Source organism: Roseovarius sp. CH_XMU1461 (assembly GCF_037027165.1).
In the GTDB taxonomy this organism is placed as follows: Bacteria; Pseudomonadota; Alphaproteobacteria; order Rhodobacterales; family Rhodobacteraceae; genus Roseovarius; species Roseovarius nubinhibens.
Window position 1 is genome coordinate 563,794 of sequence record NZ_JAYMDV010000001.1, and the last position, 19,009, is coordinate 582,802.

Genomic DNA, 19,009 nt, shown 5'->3' on the forward strand with positions numbered 1-19,009 from the left:
CTGAAACAATGAAAATTCTTGCTTGGGAGCGAACGCCAGGCTTTTCTTACCGATAATTGAAAAAATCTCTTCTACACTCATTCTCGAACAAGGACGTATTTTATGGACCTAAGCGCAAAGACCGATCGACAGATTCAGAACCTTATTGAAAACCACCGTCGAGAGAAGAAGCTAGACGCTCCCTTGGCCAAGGCGGCTGTCGAGGAGCAAGCCCGCCGGAATAAGGCGTTCAACTTTCAGGCCGGAATTGAGTTCTTAATTCAAGCGGCTTCAGACAAGCGCCCCGTTAACTATAGGGAATTGGCTGAAGCCGGCGGCATCCTAAAAGCTGACGACAAGTGGTATCAACACATGACCAGAAAAATTCCGTTGTCGCAGATTGTCGATTACGCACACACTCAAGGCATGCCAGCGATCACCTCTTTAGTTGAGACAACTCAAGGCATAACAGACAATATTCTTTCAGGGTTTCAAAAAGGCTTGGACGACACAGGCATAAAGGTACCTAGTGGCATGAGCATCCGGGATTTTTATCTTTCTGAGCGGCAAAGAACGTTCGACTGGGTTTCCAAACGCTGAAACGGCTTCAGCCCGAGCAGCAGGCGAAGGATCTGTTTCGCTAAGTCCGTGTCGTTTCGAAAAACGCACAACACCGCCGTGTCACCGACGGAATACCGACGTTTAACCGACGTGAAACAGCGTGTTGAACAGCTTCGGATCGAGGCTCTGCGCGGCAAAGGTCGGGCCCTCGGTGAGGATGCTCACCGCGTCATGGCTGTGCAGGCTCTCTTGATGGCTCGCCACCACCCGGAAGTCGCCCACCCGGCCATCGGCCAGCAATTCCTTGCAGAACAGACGCGCCGCATCCTCAACAAAAATAGGGTTCGCCGCGTTGAGCTCGGCAAAGGCCTGCTCGTCCTCGCGCTTGACCATCACCTGCGTCTCGGTGGGCACCGCCCGCCGCGCGAGGTCGATCAGATCCTCGAACCACAGGCAATCCTCGCCCACCAGCTCGACCGAAATCCGCGCCACTGAACGCTGCGAATGCGGCGTCGCCAACTGCCCCCGCTCCCGCCGCGCATGCTCCGACAGCTCGAGCGAACAGGGGCAGGTCGAGGAATAGACATAGTCGAGATGCATGAACTTGCGCCGCACCCCCTCCGTCTCGACCAGCTCGAGCGCGAAATCATAGTACTGATAGCCCTCAAGCCCCGAGCGCAGCGACCGGATCTTCATCGGATAGGAGAACCGCATCTGAATGCGCGCATCGATACTGTCGAGATCGGTGATGTAATCGTCGAGCGCCGCTTCGATCACCTCGAAACTAAAGGTCTTTTCCGCATGTTTGTAGAAACTGCGCATGATGCGCGACATGTTGATGCCCTTCTTGCCCGCCTCGAGGCTCACCGTCCCGGTGACCGAGGATTCGAGCGTCAGGTCGCTCTCATCGCGGCGGTGAAACCGCACCGGCAGGCGGAAATTGGAAATCCCCACATGCTGCAACTGCTGCCGCGCCCCCCGGATGAGCGAGGTCGGCCCGTTCTGCAAATCCGGCATGGTGGCGCGATAGGCGTCATCCACCTCGAACTCTTCGGGATAGGCGCGGGCGAGCGCCGGGTAATTCGACACTTCCTGCCCCGGCAGAAGACGCGCCACCGCCGGGTCGAGATCGGCCACCTCTTCGGGCGTGGCCGACATGGCCCATGTCCGCAACGTGTCGAGCGCATCCTGCGCGTCATCACGATCCGGCGAGCTCTGGACATGGCTCGGGTGCATGTTCATGGGCCTATCTCCCAATGCAAGAAACCCGATCTACATAAGGTGTCGGTCAGCAAAAAGCTAACGATGAATCGACAATAGCCCCTCCGAACACGTCACATCCCGGCCCCTGCAGGACCCGCAAGCCCCCCGCCGCCCCCACCGAGCGGCCCCAAAATTATATCCCATTTCGGAATTCTAAATAGGTATTCACCTAGTTTATATAATTTCCCCACTGAATAACCTCCCTCGTCAGGCGGCCCATCCCCCCGCCCAAACCCAACCGCGCAGCGCCTTGCCCGGCGGTTTCCCCATCGGAGGACAGACCATGAAATACGAGAATTTCCAAACCTTCACCGTCGACGTGACAGAGGCCATCCCCACCGTCACCTTCGATTTCGGGTCGGTCAACGTGCAGGGCCAACAGATGCTGGCGGACCTCAACAGCCTCGCCATGCGGCTCGAACGGGACCGCGCGGTCAAGGTGGTGGTGTTCCAATCGGCAAACCCCGAAATCTGGGTCTGCCATTACGACACCGAACTTCTCAAGGACATGTCGCAAGAGCCGGTCTCGCGCGACGAGGCGGAATTGCTCGACCTGCAGGCCGTCTGCGAACGGATCAGCAAGGTCCCCCAGGCCACCATCGCCAAGCTCGAAGGCTTTGCCCGGGGCGGCGGCCATGAACTGGCGCTTGCCCTCGACATGCGCTTTGCCGCGCCTGGCAAGTTCAAATTCATGCAGATGGAAGTGGGCATGGGCATCCTGCCCTGCGGCGGCGGTGCCTCGCGCATGGCCCGTCAGACCGGGCTCGGCAAGGCGCTGGAAATCATCCTGAGCGCACAGGATTACGACGCCGATGATGCGGAACGGCTCGGCACGATCAACAAGGCCTTGGACCCCGACGAGATCGGCCCCTATGTCGATGCCCTGGCGCATCGCATCGCCCAATTCCCCGCCGCCTCCATCAACGCCTGCAAACAGATGGTCTACGAATCCATCGACACCCCCATCGCCGAGGCGCTGAAGGCGGAGGCCTATTGGCTCTATCAGGCGACGAGCAGAACCCCCGCGATCAAGCGGTTCACCATCGCCGACGACCAAGGCCTCGAACATGACATCGAAAATCAGCGCAACTGGGGCGATCTCGTCATGAAGGTGCAAGACATCACCTGACCGGGTGCTCGCCGAAACAAGAGGCCGCACGCGCGAGACTGCGGCCTCTCCCCTGACACCCCCCTAAATGGCCTCTCCCTCAAACGGACTCTGCCCGGAAAGGCCGCGCGGCATCCCCGGGGCCCGCCTCAATTTGAACGGTGTTTTAGGGACTTAGCCTTTGCCAGCCGCACCCCTTCCGCGCTATCCTCATCCTATTCGGACCAGGATGGCCGAACCTTCAAAGGCATTGTTTACGCGCGTGGGAGACGGGTGCGCGTGGGGCAGCGGAGGGTTCAGCGATCGGCGCCGAACCCTCCGCTGACATGTCTGAACTCCGGCTAAAACAGCACAGGACCGCTCAAAACAGCCCGAGCACCGCCCCCATCGCCGCACAGCCCAGCGCCGCATAGCCGCCATCGATCAGCGTCAGCGTCACGGGCCGCTGGCTATAAAGATTGTTGAGCGCGATCCAAGGCGTGATGAAAAACAGCCCGATCCCGAGCCCCGCCACCAGACCGGCGAAAATACTGTCGATCCCCGACAGGGCAAAGACATGGCGCATCATCCCCGCCACCAGCAATTGCAGCCCAAAGGCAATCACATAAAGCATCGGGTTGGAGCTGCCCTTGGGCTTGCCATCCGCCCCCACCGGCACCTTGGCCGCCCGCATCCACGGCCCCGACAGCTTGCCATACCACCCCGCCCCCAGGGCAAAGGCCGCCACCGTCGCCAGAATGACCGAAATCCACGCCACCATATCCACTCTCCTCTATGACCTCCCCCGAGACTGTCCCCAATTCGCCCCCCGGTCCAGTGTTTCCGTGGCCCCGTGCCCCCAGCCTCACATCCCGGCCAGCGAATTGCGCAGCGCGATCCGGGGCCGGTGCATTGCCAACTGACGGCGCGCCTCCCGCTTCCGGCCCAGCCGCAACAGCACCATGAGCGAGGCAAACTCGATCAGATCGCGCTGCGCCCGGCTGCCGCCGATCCGGGCATGATCGGCGAGGCTCCGGGTGAGCAGATGATCCGCCCGCTCCCAATCCTGCGCCGCCAGCGCCCCAAAGGCCTCGGCCAGGTCGCGCACCAGATCGGCCGCCGGCCCCTTGGCGCCTTGGATGATCCGGTCGAGCGCCTCCGGCCACCCCGCCATCGCATAGGACAACGCCCCATGCATATCGGCAAAGCCCAGCCCCGGTTTCGGAAAATGCGCCGCCGTGTAATCCGCGATCACCTGCCAGCGCGCCTGTGGCACCTCGACCCCCGCCATCTCGGCCCGGTAGAGCACCGCCGCCAGATCGCTCACCACATTGATCGGCGGGCCAGAGCTCTGGCGCGGATCGACATCGCGGTCGATGATCCGCCACATCTCGTCCACATCGCCACGCTCCAACGCCCAGAGCGCGATATGCCACGAGATATGGCAATGCATCTGGGCGCGGCGGTCATAGCCCTGCCGCCACGCGGTGATGAACCCATAGCCCGCGTCGGTCTCGCCCCGTTCATAGAACAGATGCGAGCGGATATGCGCGGCATGGGCATTGCGGGGATTGCCCGCCAGCGAGGCGGTGATATTGCCCTCGGCCCGGTCGAGCTGCCCGGTCTCGAGCTGGGCAAAGGCCAAGAGCCCCTGATGCCACCAATCCGCGCCATAGGCCGGGGCCAGCTCCTCGGCGAGCGCCAGGTTCTCCGCCTCGCGCCCGGCCCGGCCGCTGAACCCGATAAGCCCCAGCGCCCCGAGACAGGCCTGTGCCGTCAGCACATCGCGCGGATATTCCCGCAGCTGCGCCCGCGCCGCCTCATAGCCCGCCGCTGACTTGCCAGCGATCAACATGTCGAAAATAGCCACCTGCCCGGCCTCGCGCGGGCTAAGCTCGCGACCACAGCCCCGGGCCGCCTCCATCGCCGCCTGTGCCCCCGCCCGGTCCCCCATCACCTGCCGATAGCGGCCCAGCGTGACATGGGCCAGCGCCAGATCCGGGTCTTCCGCGATGGCCTCGCTCAGCGCCTCTTCGACGCCCAGCTCCGCCCCGAGAAACCGATCCAACCCGAGAACATAGGCATCCCGCGCCCGCGCTGATCCGGTCGAAACCCTGTTGTCATAGCGATCTTTCATGGGGCGTCCCTCCGCCCCATCCTAGCACAAATGCCGCGCCCTGTCTTACCGGCTCAGGGCGCCACCCCGGCCATCTCGCAGACGATCCGCCATTCCGCCTCGCGCACCGGCTGCACCGACAGGCGCGATTGCCGCAACAGCGCCATCTCCGCCAGCCGCGGCTCTGCCTTGATCTCGTCGAGCGTCACCGCCCGCGCCACCGGCGCCACCGCCCGGATATCGACACACTCCCAGCGCGGATCATCGCTGGTGCTGTCGGGATGGGCCTCGGCGATCACCTCGACAATGCCCACCACCGCCTTTTCCGTCTGGCTATGGTAGAAGAACCCGCGATCCCCGACCGCCATCTCGCGCATGAAATTGCGCGCCTGGTAATTGCGCACGCCGTCCCATTCCTCGCCCGCCTCTCCCCTGGCCTGCTGGTCCTCCCAGCTCCAGGTCGCAGGCTCCGACTTGAACAGCCAGTAGCGCATCAGATGACCTTCTTCCACGGGACGAGCTCGACCGACGCAAAGAGCCCGGCCTTGGCATAGGGATCCGCCGCAGCCCAGGCCTCGGCCTCTGCCATATCCGCCACATCGAGCACCACGAGCGAGCCGCACATCTCCCCCGCCTCATCAAGAAGCGGACCGGCTTGGCTCACCGCCCCGGACGACTTGAGATACTCCACATGATCCGCCCGATTGTCGAGCCGCACCTGCAACGCACCGGGCTTGTCCCGGCCAATAAGAGCGATCAGCATTTTTCTTCCTTCAATGGTCGTGAGAGCAACATATCCATCGCACCGGCGACGCGCAATTGTCCCGACACGAGGCCGACGACGACCCGCGTGATCGGCATCTCGATGCCGAGCGCCTCGGCCCGCGCCACCACCGCAGGCGCGCTCGCCGCACCCTCCACCGTGACGCCGCTGTCAAACGCCTCGCCCCGGCCAAGCGCCAGCCCATAGCGCAGGTTGCGCGACTGTTCCGACGTGCAGGTGAGCGCCAGATCGCCAAAGCCCGACAGCCCGGCAAGCGTCTCGGCCCGCGCCCCCATCGCCTCGGCCATCCGCGCCATCTCGGCATAGCCCCGCGTCATGAGCGCCGCCCGCGCGCTCTCGCCAAGCCCCGCGCCCACCGCCGCACCACAGGCAATCGCGATGATATTCTTGAGCGCCCCGCCAAGCTCGGCCCCGGTCACATCCTCACTCCGGTAGAGCCGAAGATGCGCCACGCTGAGCGCCTCTTGCAACGCCTTGCCCGCCGCCCGGTCGGCACAGGCGAGGGTCAGCGCCGTCGGCAGCCCGCGCGCAATATCGGCGGCAAAGCTCGGCCCGGTGAGCACCGCCACCATGGCCTCGGGACAGACCTCGGCAATGACCTGCGACGGGCTCTTTTGGCTGCCCTGCTCGACCCCCTTGCAGGTGGCGACAAGCGTCTTGGCGTCAAACACCCCGCCCGCGTCCATGAGCATCGCACGCAGCTTCTGGGTCGGCACCGCCAACAAGATGATGTCGCAACCGGCCAGCGCCGCAACGCCCGCCCCGACCTGCACCGCCTCGGGCAATGTCACACCGGGCAGCCGCGCCACCTCGCCCGCGCGCCGGATCTCCTCCGCCTGCGCCTCGGTCCGCGCCGCCAGCACCACCGGGCCTTTCGCCGCCAGCGACACCGCCAGCGCCGTGCCGAACGCCCCCGCCCCCATCACTCCGATCATGCCTTGGCCCCTTTCTTGCCAGAGCCGAGCATCGCCGGGCTCGCCTTGTCGAGCGGCCAGCGTGGCCGCGCCGCCAGATCCATCCCATCGCGATGCCCAAGCGCAAACCGCTCGGCCCCCGCATAGGCGATCATCGCCGCATTATCGGTGCAGAGCCGCAGAGGCGGCGCGACAAACGCGGCCCCCGCCGCCTCGGCCACCTGCATGAGCCGGGCGCGAATGGGCCCATTGGCCGCCACCCCGCCCGCCACCGCCAGAACCGGGCGCGCCGGCGATTGTTCCAGATAAATCTCGAGCGCCCGGCGCGTCTTTTCGCCCAGCACATCACAGACCGAGGCCTGAAACCCCGCACAGATATCGGCCCGCACCCGGCGCGACAGACGGCCCTCCTGCATCTCGCCATCGCGGGCGCGCAGCACGGCGGTCTTCAGCCCGGAAAACGACATGTCACAGCCCGGCCGATCCAACAGAGGCCGCGGCAGCTTGAACCGCGCCGCATCGCCAAGCGCCGCCTCCGCCTCGACCGACGGCCCGCCCGGCTGCGGCAAGGCCAAGAGCCGCGCCACCTTGTCAAAGGCCTCGCCCGGCGCATCGTCGATCGTGCCGCCGAGCCGGGTGAACTCTTCCGCCCCCTCGACGAGAAGGAACTGACAATGCCCGCCCGACACCAGCAGCATGAGATAAGGATACTCCACCGCATCGGTGAGCCGCGGCGTCAGCGCATGCCCCGCCAGATGGTTCACCCCGATAAGCGGCAGCCCCGCCCCGGCGGCAATCCCCTTGGCGCACATCACCCCCGACATCACCCCGCCGATAAGACCCGGCCCGGCGGTCACCGCCACCGCATCCACTTGGCCAAGGCCAATCCCCGCCGCATCGAGCGCCGCGCGCACGCAAAGATCGACCTTCTCGGCATGGGCGCGCGCCGCAATCTCGGGCACCACGCCGCCATAGGCATCATGCAGCTCCGTCTGCCCATCGACCACCGATGACAGGATCTCCGGCACAGCCCCGCCGACGCGCACAATCGCCGCCGCAGTGTCGTCGCAACTGCTCTCAATTCCGAGTATGGTCGTGGTGTCGCTCATCGGTCTGCCCGTTGCGGTCTTGTCCCATGGCAGGTAACACCGGGACGACGCGCAAACAACCGTCACGGAGGTGACATGGCCCCCAGCCTGCTGATCACACGGCCCAGCCCCGACGACGTGGAATTTGCCCGCGACGCCCGCCATGTGCTCGGCGCTGAGGTGCCGGTGGTCCGCGCCCCCCTGATCGAGATCGAACCCCTCGCCATCCCCGATCCCGGCGATGCGATGAGCCTGATCCTGACGTCGAAACACGCGCTTTTTGCCGCCCCTCTCGGCCTGCCGCTCTGGGTGGTGGGGCCGAAACTGGGTGCGCTGGCCCGTGCCGCGGGCCATGATCTGCGCCATGTCGCCCCCGATGCCGCGCATCTTCTCGACCATTTCAAACACTCGCCGCCGCCCACCCCGGCGCTGCATCTGCATGGCAATCACATGGCCTGCGATGTGGCGGCGGCGCTGCGCGCCATGGGCCATGCCGCGCTCGATCACGCTGTCTATCATCAGCATCAGCGCCCGCTCACCGCCGAGGCCCGAACCCTCCTCGAAGGGGAGACTGCGGTGATTTTGCCCCTTTTCTCCCCCCGCACTTGCCACATATTCTTCCAAGACGCCGCCGCCCGGGCGCCGCTCGTCGTGCTTGCACTCAGCAACGCGGTCGCGGCGCGCGTGCCGCGCGGTGCGGCCCGTGCCGTGATCGTCGCCGACCGGCCCGATGCCGAGGCGATGCTGATGGCGCTGCCCGCCGCGTGGGAAATCGCGAAGCGGGTTGAGGGAGAAAATTCGCCACAGTAAGGTGGCTTAGGGTGGTTAACAAAACGCGTCCGCGCAGAGAGGGTGAGCTAAGTGTCCAGTGACAAGAAGAACTCGAAACGCGACGAGGACACGGCCGCCAAAGCCGCTTCCAAACCCGAGGCGAAATCCGAAGCCAAAACTGGGGCCACCGCCAAATCCGACGCCAAGCCCGAGGCCGCCAAGCCTGAGCCTGCCAAGTCCGAGGCCGCCAAGCCCGAGGCCGCCGCCAAAGCTGCGACCAGCGCAAAGCCCGACGCGTCTGCCAAGCCTGACGCGCCCGCCAAGCCGGACCCGGTGAAATCCGACTCTAAGAAATCGGAGCCGGTGAAATCGGACCCTGTCAAATCCGACACGGCGAAACCTGCCGACAAACCTGCCGAAACGCCCGCTGACAAACCGGCGGACAGCGCCAAAAACGCACCGTCGCAAAACAGTCGAAATACCGACGAGATACCGACGTCGAAATCTGCGGCCACACCCCCGCCCACCCCGACGCCTCCCGCCTCTGAAACCGGCGGCGGCGCGGGCTTTGGCGCGCTCTTTTTCGGCGGCGTCACCGCCGCTCTGGTCGGGGCCCTGGCCGCCTATCTCCTGCTGCCGCAACTCGGCCTCCTGCCTCAGGGCGATGACGAGGCCCTGACCCGTCTCGAAACCCGTCTCGCCGAGCAGAACAAGGAAATTTCCGCTCTATCCCAACAGCTTGCGGACATGTCCTCGGCCCAGCCCGAGACCGTCAGCCCCGATCAGATCACCGATATCGAGGCCCAGCTCTCGGCCCTTGGCGACCGTCTCGCCGCCGCCGAAACCCTCGCCCAACGCGCCGCCCCCGCGGGCGAAGCCGTCTCCTCCGACGAGCTGCAAAAGCTCCGCGAAGAAATGGACCGCCTCCTCGCCGAAGCCGCCCAAAAAGACGACCAGGCCCGCACCGCCGCCCGCGACACCCTCCGCCGCGCCGCCCTCACCCGCGTCCGCACCGCGCTCGACAATGGCAGCCCCTTCGCCGAGGCGCTCGACGATCTCGCCAACACCGGGCAAGAGATCCCCAGCGATCTCCAAGCCATCGCAAACAGCGGCGCGCCGACCCTCGCGGCCTTGCAAACAAGCTTCCCGGACGCCGCCCGCCGCGCCCTTGAGGCCGCCCGCCGCGCCGATCCCGACGCGCATGCAGGCTCGGGCGTGCTCGGCTTCCTGAACTCACAGCTCGGCGTCCGCTCGCTCGAGCCGCGCGAAGGCAACGACCCCGACGCCATCCTCTCGCGCGCCGAGGCCGCCCTCCGCGACGGGCAACTGGCCGCCACGCTGGAAGAGCTCGCCACCCTTCCCGATCCCGCCCAGGCCGAGATTGCCGGCTGGGTCGACCAGGCCCAGACCCGCCTGACCGCCACCCAAGCCGCCGACACGCTCGGCGCGCAGCTCAACTAACGCCGAAAGGGCGCATTCATGCTTTGGTCCGTGATCAAGATCGTTGTTTTCCTTGGCCTCATCCTGGCCGCCAGCTTTGCCGCCATGCATCTGCTGAGCCTCGAAGGCGGCGTGCGAATCGTCATGGCCGGCTATGAGGTCAACCTGACGCCGCTCAACGCGATCATCACGCTGGCGCTGCTTTTGCTGACGCTCTGGCTGCTGCTCAAACTCGGCGCGCTGCTGGTCGCCTTGCTGCGCTTCATCAATGGCGACGAAACCGCCATGTCGCGCTATTTCGACCGCAACCGGCAGGAAAAAGGCTACCGCGCCCTGACCGAAGGCATGATGGCGCTGGCCTCGGGCGAGGGCAAACTCGCCATGTCCCGCGCCGCCCGGGCCGAGAAATACCTTCACAAACCCGAGCTGACCAACCTGCTCACCGCCCAAGCGGCCGAGCTCACCGGCGACCGTCGCACCGCCGAAGAGGTCTACAAACGCCTGCTCAAGGACGACAAGACCCGCTTTGTCGGCGTCCGTGGTCTGCTCAAGCAAAAGATCGAAGAGGGCGACACCGACACCGCGCTCAAACTGGCCGAAACCGCCTTTGGCCTGAAACCGACCCACGAAGAGGTGCAGGACACGCTGCTGCAGCTTCAGGCCGGTCAGGCTGATTGGAAAGGCGCCCGCGCCACGCTCAACGCCAAGCTCAAGCACGGTAGCCTGCCGCGCGATCTGCACCGTCGCCGCGACGCGATCCTCGCCCTCGCCGAGGCCCGCGACATCGCCGCCGAGAACAGCACGATCGAGGCCAAGGAAACCGCGATCGAGGCCAACCGCCTGTCGCCGCATCTCGTCCCCGCCGCCGTCATGGCCGCGCAGGCCTATATCGAGGACGGGTCGAAACGCTATGCCACGCGGGTCATCCGCAAGGCTTGGGAGAGCCAGCCGCACCCCGATCTCGCCGCCGCCTATGCCGCGATCGAGCCGGATGAAACCCCGGACCAGCGCCTCAAACGCTTTGCCAAACTGTTCAAGCTCTCGCCCGATCACCCCGAGGCCAAGCTCGTCGAGGCTGAATTGCAAATCGCGGCCGAGGATTTCCCCGCCGCCCGCCGCGCCCTCGGCACCCTCGCCGAAACCGCGCCCGACGCCCGCTCGCTGACCATCATGGCGGCCATCGAACGCGGCGCTGGCGCCAATGACACGGTGGTCAAAGGCTGGCTCGCCCGCGCCGTCGCCGCCGCGCGCGGCCCGCAATGGATCTGCGAGAACTGCCAGCATATCCACCATGAATGGGCCCCCACCTGCGCCCATTGCCACGCGGTCGACACGCTCGAATGGCGCAACGCCCCCGGCGCGGCCCCGGCCATGCCCACCGGCGTGGCCATGCTGCCGCTGATCGTCGGCGCCCTCGAAGAACCGGCCCAGCCGCCCAAGGCCGAGCCCGAGAGCCCCGAGACCGATGCCGCAACCAGTTCTGGGACACCCCCCGAAGCCGATATCGTCGATGCCGAGATTGTCGATGACGCCTCGGCTTCCGACACGCAGCCCGCGACGGACACACAAGCTGCGACACAATCTGAGACACAAAAAGAAACCCGCGCCTGATCGGGCGCGGGGTCTATCAATCCCACCTGTCAGCCCAGATCAGCTGCCTGCAGGTTCCGGCGTCATCCGGCTCCAGATTTCCTTGAGCTGATCGGGCAAGGTGATCGGATCGAAGGGCTTGGTGATCACCGCCGCTTCAAACTCTTCCTTGAGCTGATCCACATCCACATTCGACGCTTTGGCGGTAACGAACACCACCGGCGTCTCTGCGAAATTCGCGCTCTGCCGCAGCTGGCGCACGGATTCCCGCCCGTCCATCCCCGGCATCATCACATCCATGAGAAACATATCCGGCGCGAAATCATTCGCCGCTTTCAACACCTCTTCGCCTGAAGCGCATTGAAGAATTTCAAACCCACCGATCATCTCGAGAGACATCCGCGCAATCTCGCGAATATCCGGGTCATCTTCGGCGTGAAGAATTTTTTTAAACCGCTGTGCCGTCATCTGAACCTTAAAGTCTACGACTTCGCCCATAGTAGCATATCCTTAGATAACTCAAAGAATATTCATGACCCCTATACAGGGAAATCACGTCGAAATTCAGGCCAAGCTGCCACCGCGGGCCCATATTCCAGTCAAATTGTGGTTCACACTTACAGGATTACGCCGCGTGGTCCAGCGCGCTTTGACGGGTTTTCGTCGATTGCGCGCATTGGGGAAGGTCGAAATAAAACGTCGTCCCCTTGCCAAGCTCGCTGACGAAATCCACCCGCCCATCGTGATGCTCGACAATCGCCTTCACGATGGTGAGCCCCAGACCCGTGCCCTTGATGCGGCCCTTGTCCTGGGCACCCGCCTGTTTGAACGGCTCAAAGAGACCCGCGCGCGCCGCCTCTGGGATGCCCGGACCACGGTCGCTGATCGCCACCCGGATCATGTCGCCATTCGGGTGGGCACTGATCTCGACCTGGCTGCCGGTCTCGGAAAACTTGGCGGCGTTGGACATTAGATTGGTCAGAACCTGCAACAGCCGCCCCTTGTCGCCCGTCACCCAAAGCGGCGTCTCGGGCGATTTGCAGCGCAGCGTGACCCCCAGCCCCGAGGCATAGCTCGCATCCGATTCGATGGCCTCATCGATCAACGCCCGAAGATCCATCCGGCCCATGGTAAATTCCATCTTGCCCGCCTCGAGCTTGCTCAGGTCGAGAATGTCATTCACCAGCCCCAGCAGACGCTCGCCATTGTTCTCGGCAATCCGCAACAGCGACATCACCCCCGGCTCGAGCGGCCCCGCCGTCCCCGCGGTCAGCAATTGCACCGCGCCCTTGATCGAGGTGAGCGGCGTGCGCAGCTCATGGGTCATCATCGACATGAAGTTCCGGCGCGTGGCCTCGGCCTCCATCCGTTGTGAAATATCGCGCAGCACCGCCACAAAGCGCTTTTGCCCATCGACGGTCTCGATGATCTGGACATTGGCCTCCATCGCCACGCCATGGCATTCGGTCTGGAATTGCAGCGTCTCGGAGGCATCCGTCGGCGTCTCCTGCGCACAAAGATCGCGAATTGCGGCCCCAAACGGGTCTGGCAGCCGGTCGGCCCCGTATGTCCGGTACTCGCCCTCCGGCCAGCGCATCCGACGCAGTGCCGCATCGTTCATGAACAAGATTTTGCCCGAGTCCATATCGACGAGATAGACATCCTCGGGCAGCAGCTGCAGGCAACGGGTCAATTGCCGCTCTTGCTCGCCGCTCCGCTGCTTGGTCACGTCATTGCAGAAATACATGGTCTTGAGATGGCCCATCCCGGTGCTGAACAGCGGCACTGCCGTGGTCCGCAGGATGCGCAGCTTGCCGCTCGCGCTCAGCACCTCGAGATCGCCGCTCCAGACATCGCCGACATTGGTCTGGCGGGCAATCGCCTCATAGGGGGCGCTGTCCGCCGCGCCCAGAAAGTGGCGCAGCTCCGAGCCCCGCAACCCATTCGCGCGAAAGCCGAGGGCATTGGTGAAATTCTCATTCACGCTGAGGATCTTACCCTCGGAATCGGTGGTCAGAATCATCGCATGTTCATTGATGGCTTTTTCGCGAAATGCCAGCTCTGCCTGCTGGCTTTTCAACAGGTGCTCCCGCAGGCGCATCGTCTCGCTACCGCGCCGAAACGCCACCACCAGAAGCCCGATGATCAGCGCCCAATGGGCCGCGTAAATCATCCAGAGCGAGCCGGAATGATCCGCCGGAACCAGATTCAAGAAGGTGAAGATGGACATGGCGGCGGTGACGAACAAGGCACCACTCAAGACCCAGAATACTCGTAAAGAACTTTTCATTTGCCAACCTGTGCTTCCAAGCACTCGCACCCCAACAGTCGAGTGGTCGGTTCAATCTCTTTTGATCAAAATGCCGGGGGAAGACGGTCCCAGTTTGATCAAAGAACGGCGAAAATAAGGCAGTTTCACACGAAACCGGCGCGCGCGCCGCGCCGGCTCAGGCGACCTTGGTCGGCACCGCGCCGCTGTCGCCGCTGGGCTTTCGCTCCTCCATCGGCAGGGTAAAGGTAAAGACGCTGCCCTTGCCCTCTTCGCTCGTCACCGAAATCCGCCCGCCCTGAAGCTCGACCAACCGGCGCGAAATGGTCAGCCCGAGACCGGTGCCGCCCTTGGCCCGGCTCGCCGAGGAATCGATCTGGTTGAACTGGTCGAAGATCAGCGCCTGCTCCTTGGCCGGGATGCCACAGCCGCTGTCGCGCACATGGATCGCCACATCCGCGCCCTTCACTTCGGCCTCGATCCGGATCTGCCCCTTGTCGGTGAACTTGAGCGCATTGCCCACAAGGTTGATCAGGATCTGACGCAGGCGCATTTCATCGGCAAACACGCTCAGCTCGCCGATCGCCCCGACGAGATCGACCGATTTCTCATGCGCCGCGTTGCTGAACTGATCGAGCACCGACCGCACCACCCGCTCGAGCTCAAGATCGACCGGATCGATCTTGAGCTTGCCGGCATCGATCTTGGCCAGATCCAGCATTTCATTGATCAGCTTGAGCAGATGCTTGCCCGAATCTTCCATCTTGCCCGCGTATTTCCCGACCTCGCGCTGCACCGCCTCCAGATGTTCGATGGCACCGGTGGCGGTCAGGTCCCCGGCACTGGCCGCCTCGCGCAGCTCCTTGACCGAGGTCAAGAGCTCCGGCTTGGCCAGGAAGGAGTTATAGCCCAGGATAACCGTCAGCGGCGTGCGCAGCTCATGGCTCATCACATTGAGGAAATCGGTCTTGGCCACATTCGCGGCCTCCGCCTCCTGCAGCGCGTTATAGAGCACGGTGATATCGGTGCCGACGCCGCGATAGCCGGCAAAATTGCCATTGTCGTCGTAGAAGGGCACACCGCTGATCTGGATCCATTTCGGCTGCCGGTCCGAGCTCAGCGCCGGGTAGACAAGATTGCGGAAGGTCTCCCGCCGGTCCTGCGCGGCAAAGAGCAGCTCCCAATCCGCCACCTCTTTCAGCCCGCTGAGCGCCTCGACGATCTCCGAGATTTTCATCCCGATGCTCTTGCGCGTGTCGCCGCCAAACAGCCGCTCGAACCCTTCGGAAATATAGGTGAACCGCAGATCGGCATCCTGTTCCCAGAACCAGTCGTTGCTGATCTCCGCCACATCCGAGAACCGTTTCTCGGCAGCGTCGCGTTCGCTCAGCGCGGTGCGCAATTTCTCATTCGACGACAGAAGCTGCGTTTCCTGCTTCTTCAGCTCGGTGATATCGACCCGGATGCCGACCCGCCCGCCATCCGAGGTCGGATGCGAATAGGACCGGACCCAGCGGCCGTTCTGCAGCGGGTATTCCCACTGATATTCGCCGCCATCCATCCGCTTGTGATGCGCCGCGAGCCATTCCTCCTCGCGCCCGACCGCCTCGGGGTATTCGCCCCGCTCGAGCCCATAGGCGACCACATCCTCCTCCGACACGCCGATCTTGATCGCCGGCGCGCTCTTTTCATAGAGGGACAGATAGTAGTCGTTGAACATGGTCAAACGGCGATCCCCATCCGTCAGCCAGAACCCCGCCGGCATCGCGTTGATCGCATCGCGCAGCCGCCGCTCGGCCTGTTCCGCCCGCGCCCGGCTCTGCACCAGCTCGGTCACATCCATCCGCAGGCTCACCCGCCCGCCATCCGGCGTCGGCCGCTCAAGGATGCGCAAACAGCGCCCATCGTCGAGCTGCTGCTCAATAATATCATCTGCCGCCCGGTGGCTCGCCATCCGGTCCGCCAGCCATTCCTCTTCCCGGCCAAGCGCCTCCGGATATTGCCCATGCCGCAGGCCAAAGCGAAGGATATCGACAAACCGCGCGCCCGGCACCATGGCCTCGGCGCTTTTCTTGTAGAATTCCTTGTACTTGCGGTTGCAAACCACCAGCCGATCCTCGGCATCATAGAGCACAAAGGCATCGGGCAGCGTCTCGATCGCGGTCATCAGAAGGTCCTTGGACTTCTGCGCCAGCTGTTCCGCCACTTCGGCCCGGTATCGGGTTTCCACCTGCCGCGTGATATCGCTGCGCAAACCGACCAGACCGCCATTCGGCGTGCCCTTTTCATAGATCCGCACCCAGCGCCCGCCGCTGAAGGCCACTTCGAAATCATTGCCGTCTTCGCCCGGCGGTTTGAGCTGCTCGGCGAGCCATTCCTCCTCGCGCCCGACCGCATCGGGGAACTGGCCACGCTCGATCCCAAGCGCCAGAATATCCTTGAAATAGACCCCGGGTTTGATCGCATCGGCAATCTTGTCATGCAGATCGAGATAGGGCTGGTTGAACAGCACCATACGATACTCTTCATCGAGCAGGATGAACCCGTCCGACAGGCTGTCCACCGCCAGTTTGAGCTGCACCTGCGCCCGACGGCGTTCGAGATTTTGCTGCCGCAGCCCCAGCGCCGCGCCCCAGATCATCGCCGCCATGATGAACAGGCTCACATAGGTTTCCCAATGCGGCTCGTATTTGCTGCCCCAACCGGCCATCGGCGCCGCGTAAATATCGAGCGCCATCCCCTTCATCGCCGAGGTTTGCGACAGCGGCTCGGCCTCGAGCGTGGCGGCATCGCCGATCACCACCTCGCGGCTGCCATTGCCCGCCTCATCGGACCGGATCGCGACCCGGTAGCCTTCCCACTCGGCGTTTTCCATGACCGTCATCGCCAGCGCCGCCTCGAGCAGCGCCTCAGCATCGAGCACCAGCGACACCACCCGGGTGACCGGCGTGCCCTCGCCCTCGGCCTGAATGGGCGACACCGGCATCCGCACCAACACACCCGGCTGCCCCTGCAACAGGATCAGCGGCCCCTGATATTCCGTCATCCCGGTCCGCTGCACCCGTTCGATCGCCGCATATTGCAGCGGCCTTTTGCGCAGATCGATCCCCACAACCTGCTTGTTGCTCTCATAGGGATGCACCAGCTCGATCCGCCCATCCATCAGATAGGCGAGGTTCAGGATCGCCGGTTCGTTTTCGGTAAACCGGCTCGAAATATGGGTAAACCGCGTCTGATCAATGCTTTCATCAAGCTCGAGCGCCGTCGCCACGCCGCGCGCGCGCAACTCCTGATCATGGAGGTAGAGATCAAACTTGTCGCCCAGCCGTTCGAGGAACCGGGCGGCATTCTGCTGCTCTTGCTTGAGAGACGCCGTCGCCCGCCGATCCTCGGCCAGATAGATCGCCACGCCGAGAAACAGCGCGATCAAAAGCCCGCCAGCAATCGCTGCTGGCGTTATGAACGGCACGCGTCCGGTATTTGACCTCGCTCTTGTCACTCAAAGACCTTGTGATTCACTCGCGCTGAACGAGCATTGGGACTTCGTCAGGTATTCTTGCGAAGATACACTAAACCCGGTTAAACCTCCTCATGACGGAGCGTCACTCCGGCAATTCGGCCTCGAGACGGTCCATCAGGGCTTCGACCGCATCCAATGCGGCCTGCAGCGCCGGGTCGCTGTCACGCTCTTCGAGCGCCTTGGACCAGGCCACTTCCGATGTCACCGCCGCCGCGCCTATGTCGGCAAAACCGAGGCTGGGTGCAAGCCCCGCGAGGCTATGCGACGCCATTTCGATCTTGCGCGCCGCCTCAATCGGGTCGTTGCCGCTGCGCAGATCGGCCAGCGCGGCTTCGAGATGCAGGATTTTCTCTTCGATCGTGTCGATAAATCTGAGCCGCATCCCGGCGATGGCCTGGCTGAGCGCGGCAGGCATATCCGTCATCTTGCGATCATCCCGCATGGCGATACTCCTCGGTCTCATAGCGCGCCGCTTTGGCCGTCTCGTCCTGCCCGCGCGCCGAAGAGATGGCCCGCGCGACCATTTCCGCCGGATCGACCCGCGCGAAGACACCGCTCGATTGCGCCGCCCCGATCTGCACCCGCGGCATCGGCAGGGCGCAGGTCTCCAGCACCGCGAGCCGCTGCGCGATCCGGTCATTGACCATGACTTCGGCCTCCTCCGGCTCACTCGCGAGCCGACCGGATTTCGTCTGCACCACGCAAAAATCCCCGGCCCCGGCATAGGCCAGCATCGCCCGGCTGTCGCCAAGGCTCTCGGCAATGGCGCAGGACACTTCGCGCAGGATGTCGACGAATTCCGATTGCGAAGATTGCAAAAAGATCTGCGAAGCATTGCTGACATGCAGCCCGACCACCGCCTGCGTCACAAAGCGCAGAGGCCCGAGCCGCAGCAGATAGTTTTCAAACCCGGCAAAGGGCAGCGTGTTATGCCCCTCGTCCAGGGTGATCTGATCGCCAAAGCCGAGCGTGTTCTCGGCCCGCTCGACTTGGTCCATCTGATCGCGCAGCCGCAGCGCCGACTGGCGCTCTTCGATGAGCGCCCGCGCCATACGGATGCGCGCGCCAAGCTCGATACTGTCGAGCGGCTTGGTCAGGTAATCATTCGCCCCATTGCGGAACGCCTGATCCACATGCGCCTTATCCGACAGCGCCGTCACCATGAGAATCGGCGTGGTGTCATAGCCCGCCTCGGCCCGAATGGCCCGGCAGAGCGTGATACCATCCATTCCCGGCATCCGAATATCGAGCAGACAGCAGTCAAACGGCATCTCCGACTTTCGAATCTCACGCAGCGCTTCTTCGCCTGACGTGCAAGGGTGCGTGTCGAAATACCCCAGGTTTCCCAGATACTTCGTCATCAGCTCCAGGAAGAGCGGCTGATCGTCAACGATCAGAATTTTCATTTTGTGCCTCGGTTATTCTTTTTGTTTTTGAGCACTCACACGGATTTCACCTTTTAGTTGTGCGATCATGTCTATGCGAATGTGGCGACAAAATGGCACCTGTCCAAATTTAAGCGATATTTTGGGAAAGAGGTCCGCGCGCCACAGCCCGCCGCCTCCGGCCTCGGATCCCCGGCAAAACACCCCCATGCGGATCATCCCGGCCCGCGCGCCGCCCGAAC

General features: G+C 63.7%; 17 protein-coding genes. 5 read left to right on the plus strand and 12 right to left on the minus strand.

From position 1 onward, the window contains the following. The first annotated feature begins 102 nt into the window (after positions 1 to 102). A complete protein-coding gene (locus WA237_RS02700; RefSeq protein ID WP_336096589.1) occupies positions 103 to 579 on the plus strand; it encodes a hypothetical protein in 477 nt (158 codons plus the stop codon). Positions 580 to 681: 102 nt separating this feature from the next. Here WA237_RS02700 and folE2 read toward each other — a convergent pair whose 3' ends face one another. Continuing rightward, on the minus strand, positions 682 to 1,782 hold the full coding sequence (gene folE2 / locus WA237_RS02705; protein WP_336096590.1) for a GTP cyclohydrolase FolE2: 1,101 nt from the start codon (positions 1,780 to 1,782) through the stop codon (positions 682 to 684). A 304-nt stretch (positions 1,783 to 2,086) separates the two neighbouring features. On the opposite strand from folE2, the gene WA237_RS02710 reads away from it, so the two are divergent. Next, positions 2,087 to 2,932, plus strand: a complete 846-nt coding sequence (locus tag WA237_RS02710; RefSeq protein WP_336096591.1) for an enoyl-CoA hydratase/isomerase family protein — start codon at positions 2,087 to 2,089, stop codon at positions 2,930 to 2,932. Positions 2,933 to 3,272: 340 nt separating this feature from the next. Here WA237_RS02710 and WA237_RS02715 read toward each other — a convergent pair whose 3' ends face one another. The 6 genes from WA237_RS02715 to tsaD form a co-directional block, all read right to left on the minus strand. Then, complete coding sequence (locus tag WA237_RS02715; RefSeq protein ID WP_370213122.1) at positions 3,273 to 3,671, minus strand: DUF1761 domain-containing protein; 399 nt, start codon at positions 3,669 to 3,671, stop codon at positions 3,273 to 3,275. Between the two features lie 84 nt (positions 3,672 to 3,755). Next, complete coding sequence (locus WA237_RS02720; RefSeq protein WP_336096592.1) at positions 3,756 to 5,027, minus strand: tetratricopeptide repeat protein; 1,272 nt, start codon at positions 5,025 to 5,027, stop codon at positions 3,756 to 3,758. Positions 5,028 to 5,080: 53 nt separating this feature from the next. Then, positions 5,081 to 5,500 carry an EVE domain-containing protein gene (locus WA237_RS02725; protein WP_336096593.1) on the minus strand — a complete coding sequence of 140 codons (420 nt, stop codon included), beginning with the start codon at positions 5,498 to 5,500 and terminating at the stop codon, positions 5,081 to 5,083. Further along, entirely contained in the window at positions 5,500 to 5,769 is a 270-nt protein-coding gene (locus tag WA237_RS02730; RefSeq protein ID WP_009812972.1) for a YciI family protein, read from the minus strand. The genes WA237_RS02725 and WA237_RS02730 overlap by 1 nt, the downstream gene beginning before the upstream one ends. Next, positions 5,763 to 6,725: an NAD(P)H-dependent glycerol-3-phosphate dehydrogenase gene (locus tag WA237_RS02735; RefSeq protein WP_336096594.1), complete on the minus strand. Its 963-nt coding sequence runs from the start codon at positions 6,723 to 6,725 to the stop codon at positions 5,763 to 5,765. Before WA237_RS02735 ends, WA237_RS02730 begins: the two co-directional genes overlap by 7 nt. Beyond that, entirely contained in the window at positions 6,722 to 7,813 is a 1,092-nt protein-coding gene (tsaD, locus tag WA237_RS02740; protein WP_336096595.1) for a tRNA (adenosine(37)-N6)-threonylcarbamoyltransferase complex transferase subunit TsaD, read from the minus strand. The genes WA237_RS02735 and tsaD overlap by 4 nt, the downstream gene beginning before the upstream one ends. 75 nt (positions 7,814 to 7,888) lie before the next feature. Between tsaD and WA237_RS02745 the strand changes: the two genes are divergently transcribed. The 3 genes from WA237_RS02745 to WA237_RS02755 are packed head-to-tail and all read left to right on the plus strand — an operon-like array spanning position 7,889 to position 11,614. Next, positions 7,889 to 8,602, plus strand: a complete 714-nt coding sequence (locus WA237_RS02745) for a uroporphyrinogen-III synthase (RefSeq protein WP_286908329.1) — start codon at positions 7,889 to 7,891, stop codon at positions 8,600 to 8,602. Between the two features lie 51 nt (positions 8,603 to 8,653). After that, positions 8,654 to 10,024, plus strand: a complete 1,371-nt coding sequence (locus WA237_RS02750; RefSeq protein WP_336096596.1) for a COG4223 family protein — start codon at positions 8,654 to 8,656, stop codon at positions 10,022 to 10,024. Between the two features lie 18 nt (positions 10,025 to 10,042). Beyond that, positions 10,043 to 11,614 carry a heme biosynthesis protein HemY gene (locus WA237_RS02755; protein WP_336096597.1) on the plus strand — a complete coding sequence of 524 codons (1,572 nt, stop codon included), beginning with the start codon at positions 10,043 to 10,045 and terminating at the stop codon, positions 11,612 to 11,614. A gap of 39 nt (positions 11,615 to 11,653) precedes the next feature. On the opposite strand, the gene WA237_RS02760 is transcribed toward WA237_RS02755, so the two are convergent. The 5 genes from WA237_RS02760 to WA237_RS02780 all read right to left on the minus strand — a co-directional run bounded on the left by WA237_RS02760 (position 11,654) and on the right by WA237_RS02780 (position 18,788). Beyond that, positions 11,654 to 12,091, minus strand: a complete 438-nt coding sequence (locus tag WA237_RS02760) for a response regulator (protein ID WP_336096598.1) — start codon at positions 12,089 to 12,091, stop codon at positions 11,654 to 11,656. 127 nt (positions 12,092 to 12,218) lie between these two features. Continuing rightward, positions 12,219 to 13,853, minus strand: a complete 1,635-nt coding sequence (locus tag WA237_RS02765) for a PAS domain-containing sensor histidine kinase (RefSeq protein ID WP_336096599.1) — start codon at positions 13,851 to 13,853, stop codon at positions 12,219 to 12,221. Between the two features lie 187 nt (positions 13,854 to 14,040). Continuing rightward, on the minus strand, positions 14,041 to 17,331 hold the full coding sequence (locus tag WA237_RS02770; protein WP_336096600.1) for a PAS-domain containing protein: 3,291 nt from the start codon (positions 17,329 to 17,331) through the stop codon (positions 14,041 to 14,043). A gap of 133 nt (positions 17,332 to 17,464) precedes the next feature. Then, positions 17,465 to 17,824, minus strand: coding sequence for an Hpt domain-containing protein (locus WA237_RS02775; RefSeq protein WP_009812981.1), 360 nt, complete (start codon positions 17,822 to 17,824; stop codon positions 17,465 to 17,467). Next, positions 17,814 to 18,788, minus strand: a complete 975-nt coding sequence (locus WA237_RS02780; RefSeq protein WP_336096601.1) for a response regulator — start codon at positions 18,786 to 18,788, stop codon at positions 17,814 to 17,816. Before WA237_RS02780 ends, WA237_RS02775 begins: the two co-directional genes overlap by 11 nt. Positions 18,789 to 19,009 lie beyond the last annotated feature (221 nt).

Coding starts and splice junctions, on each gene's coding strand:
- WA237_RS02700 (WP_336096589.1), top strand. CDS start 103: ATGGACCTAAGCGCAAAGACCGATCGACAGATTCAGAACCTTATTGAA.
- folE2 (WP_336096590.1), bottom strand. CDS start 1,782: ATGAACATGCACCCGAGCCATGTCCAGAGCTCGCCGGATCGTGATGAC.
- WA237_RS02710 (WP_336096591.1), top strand. CDS start 2,087: ATGAAATACGAGAATTTCCAAACCTTCACCGTCGACGTGACAGAGGCC.
- WA237_RS02715 (WP_370213122.1), bottom strand. CDS start 3,671: ATGGTGGCGTGGATTTCGGTCATTCTGGCGACGGTGGCGGCCTTTGCC.
- WA237_RS02720 (WP_336096592.1), bottom strand. CDS start 5,027: ATGAAAGATCGCTATGACAACAGGGTTTCGACCGGATCAGCGCGGGCG.
- WA237_RS02725 (WP_336096593.1), bottom strand. CDS start 5,500: ATGCGCTACTGGCTGTTCAAGTCGGAGCCTGCGACCTGGAGCTGGGAG.
- WA237_RS02730 (WP_009812972.1), bottom strand. CDS start 5,769: ATGCTGATCGCTCTTATTGGCCGGGACAAGCCCGGTGCGTTGCAGGTG.
- WA237_RS02735 (WP_336096594.1), bottom strand. CDS start 6,725: ATGATCGGAGTGATGGGGGCGGGGGCGTTCGGCACGGCGCTGGCGGTG.
- tsaD (WP_336096595.1), bottom strand. CDS start 7,813: ATGAGCGACACCACGACCATACTCGGAATTGAGAGCAGTTGCGACGAC.
- WA237_RS02745 (WP_286908329.1), top strand. CDS start 7,889: ATGGCCCCCAGCCTGCTGATCACACGGCCCAGCCCCGACGACGTGGAA.
- WA237_RS02755 (WP_336096597.1), top strand. CDS start 10,043: ATGCTTTGGTCCGTGATCAAGATCGTTGTTTTCCTTGGCCTCATCCTG.
- WA237_RS02760 (WP_336096598.1), bottom strand. CDS start 12,091: ATGGGCGAAGTCGTAGACTTTAAGGTTCAGATGACGGCACAGCGGTTT.
- WA237_RS02775 (WP_009812981.1), bottom strand. CDS start 17,824: ATGCGGGATGATCGCAAGATGACGGATATGCCTGCCGCGCTCAGCCAG.
- WA237_RS02780 (WP_336096601.1), bottom strand. CDS start 18,788: ATGAAAATTCTGATCGTTGACGATCAGCCGCTCTTCCTGGAGCTGATG.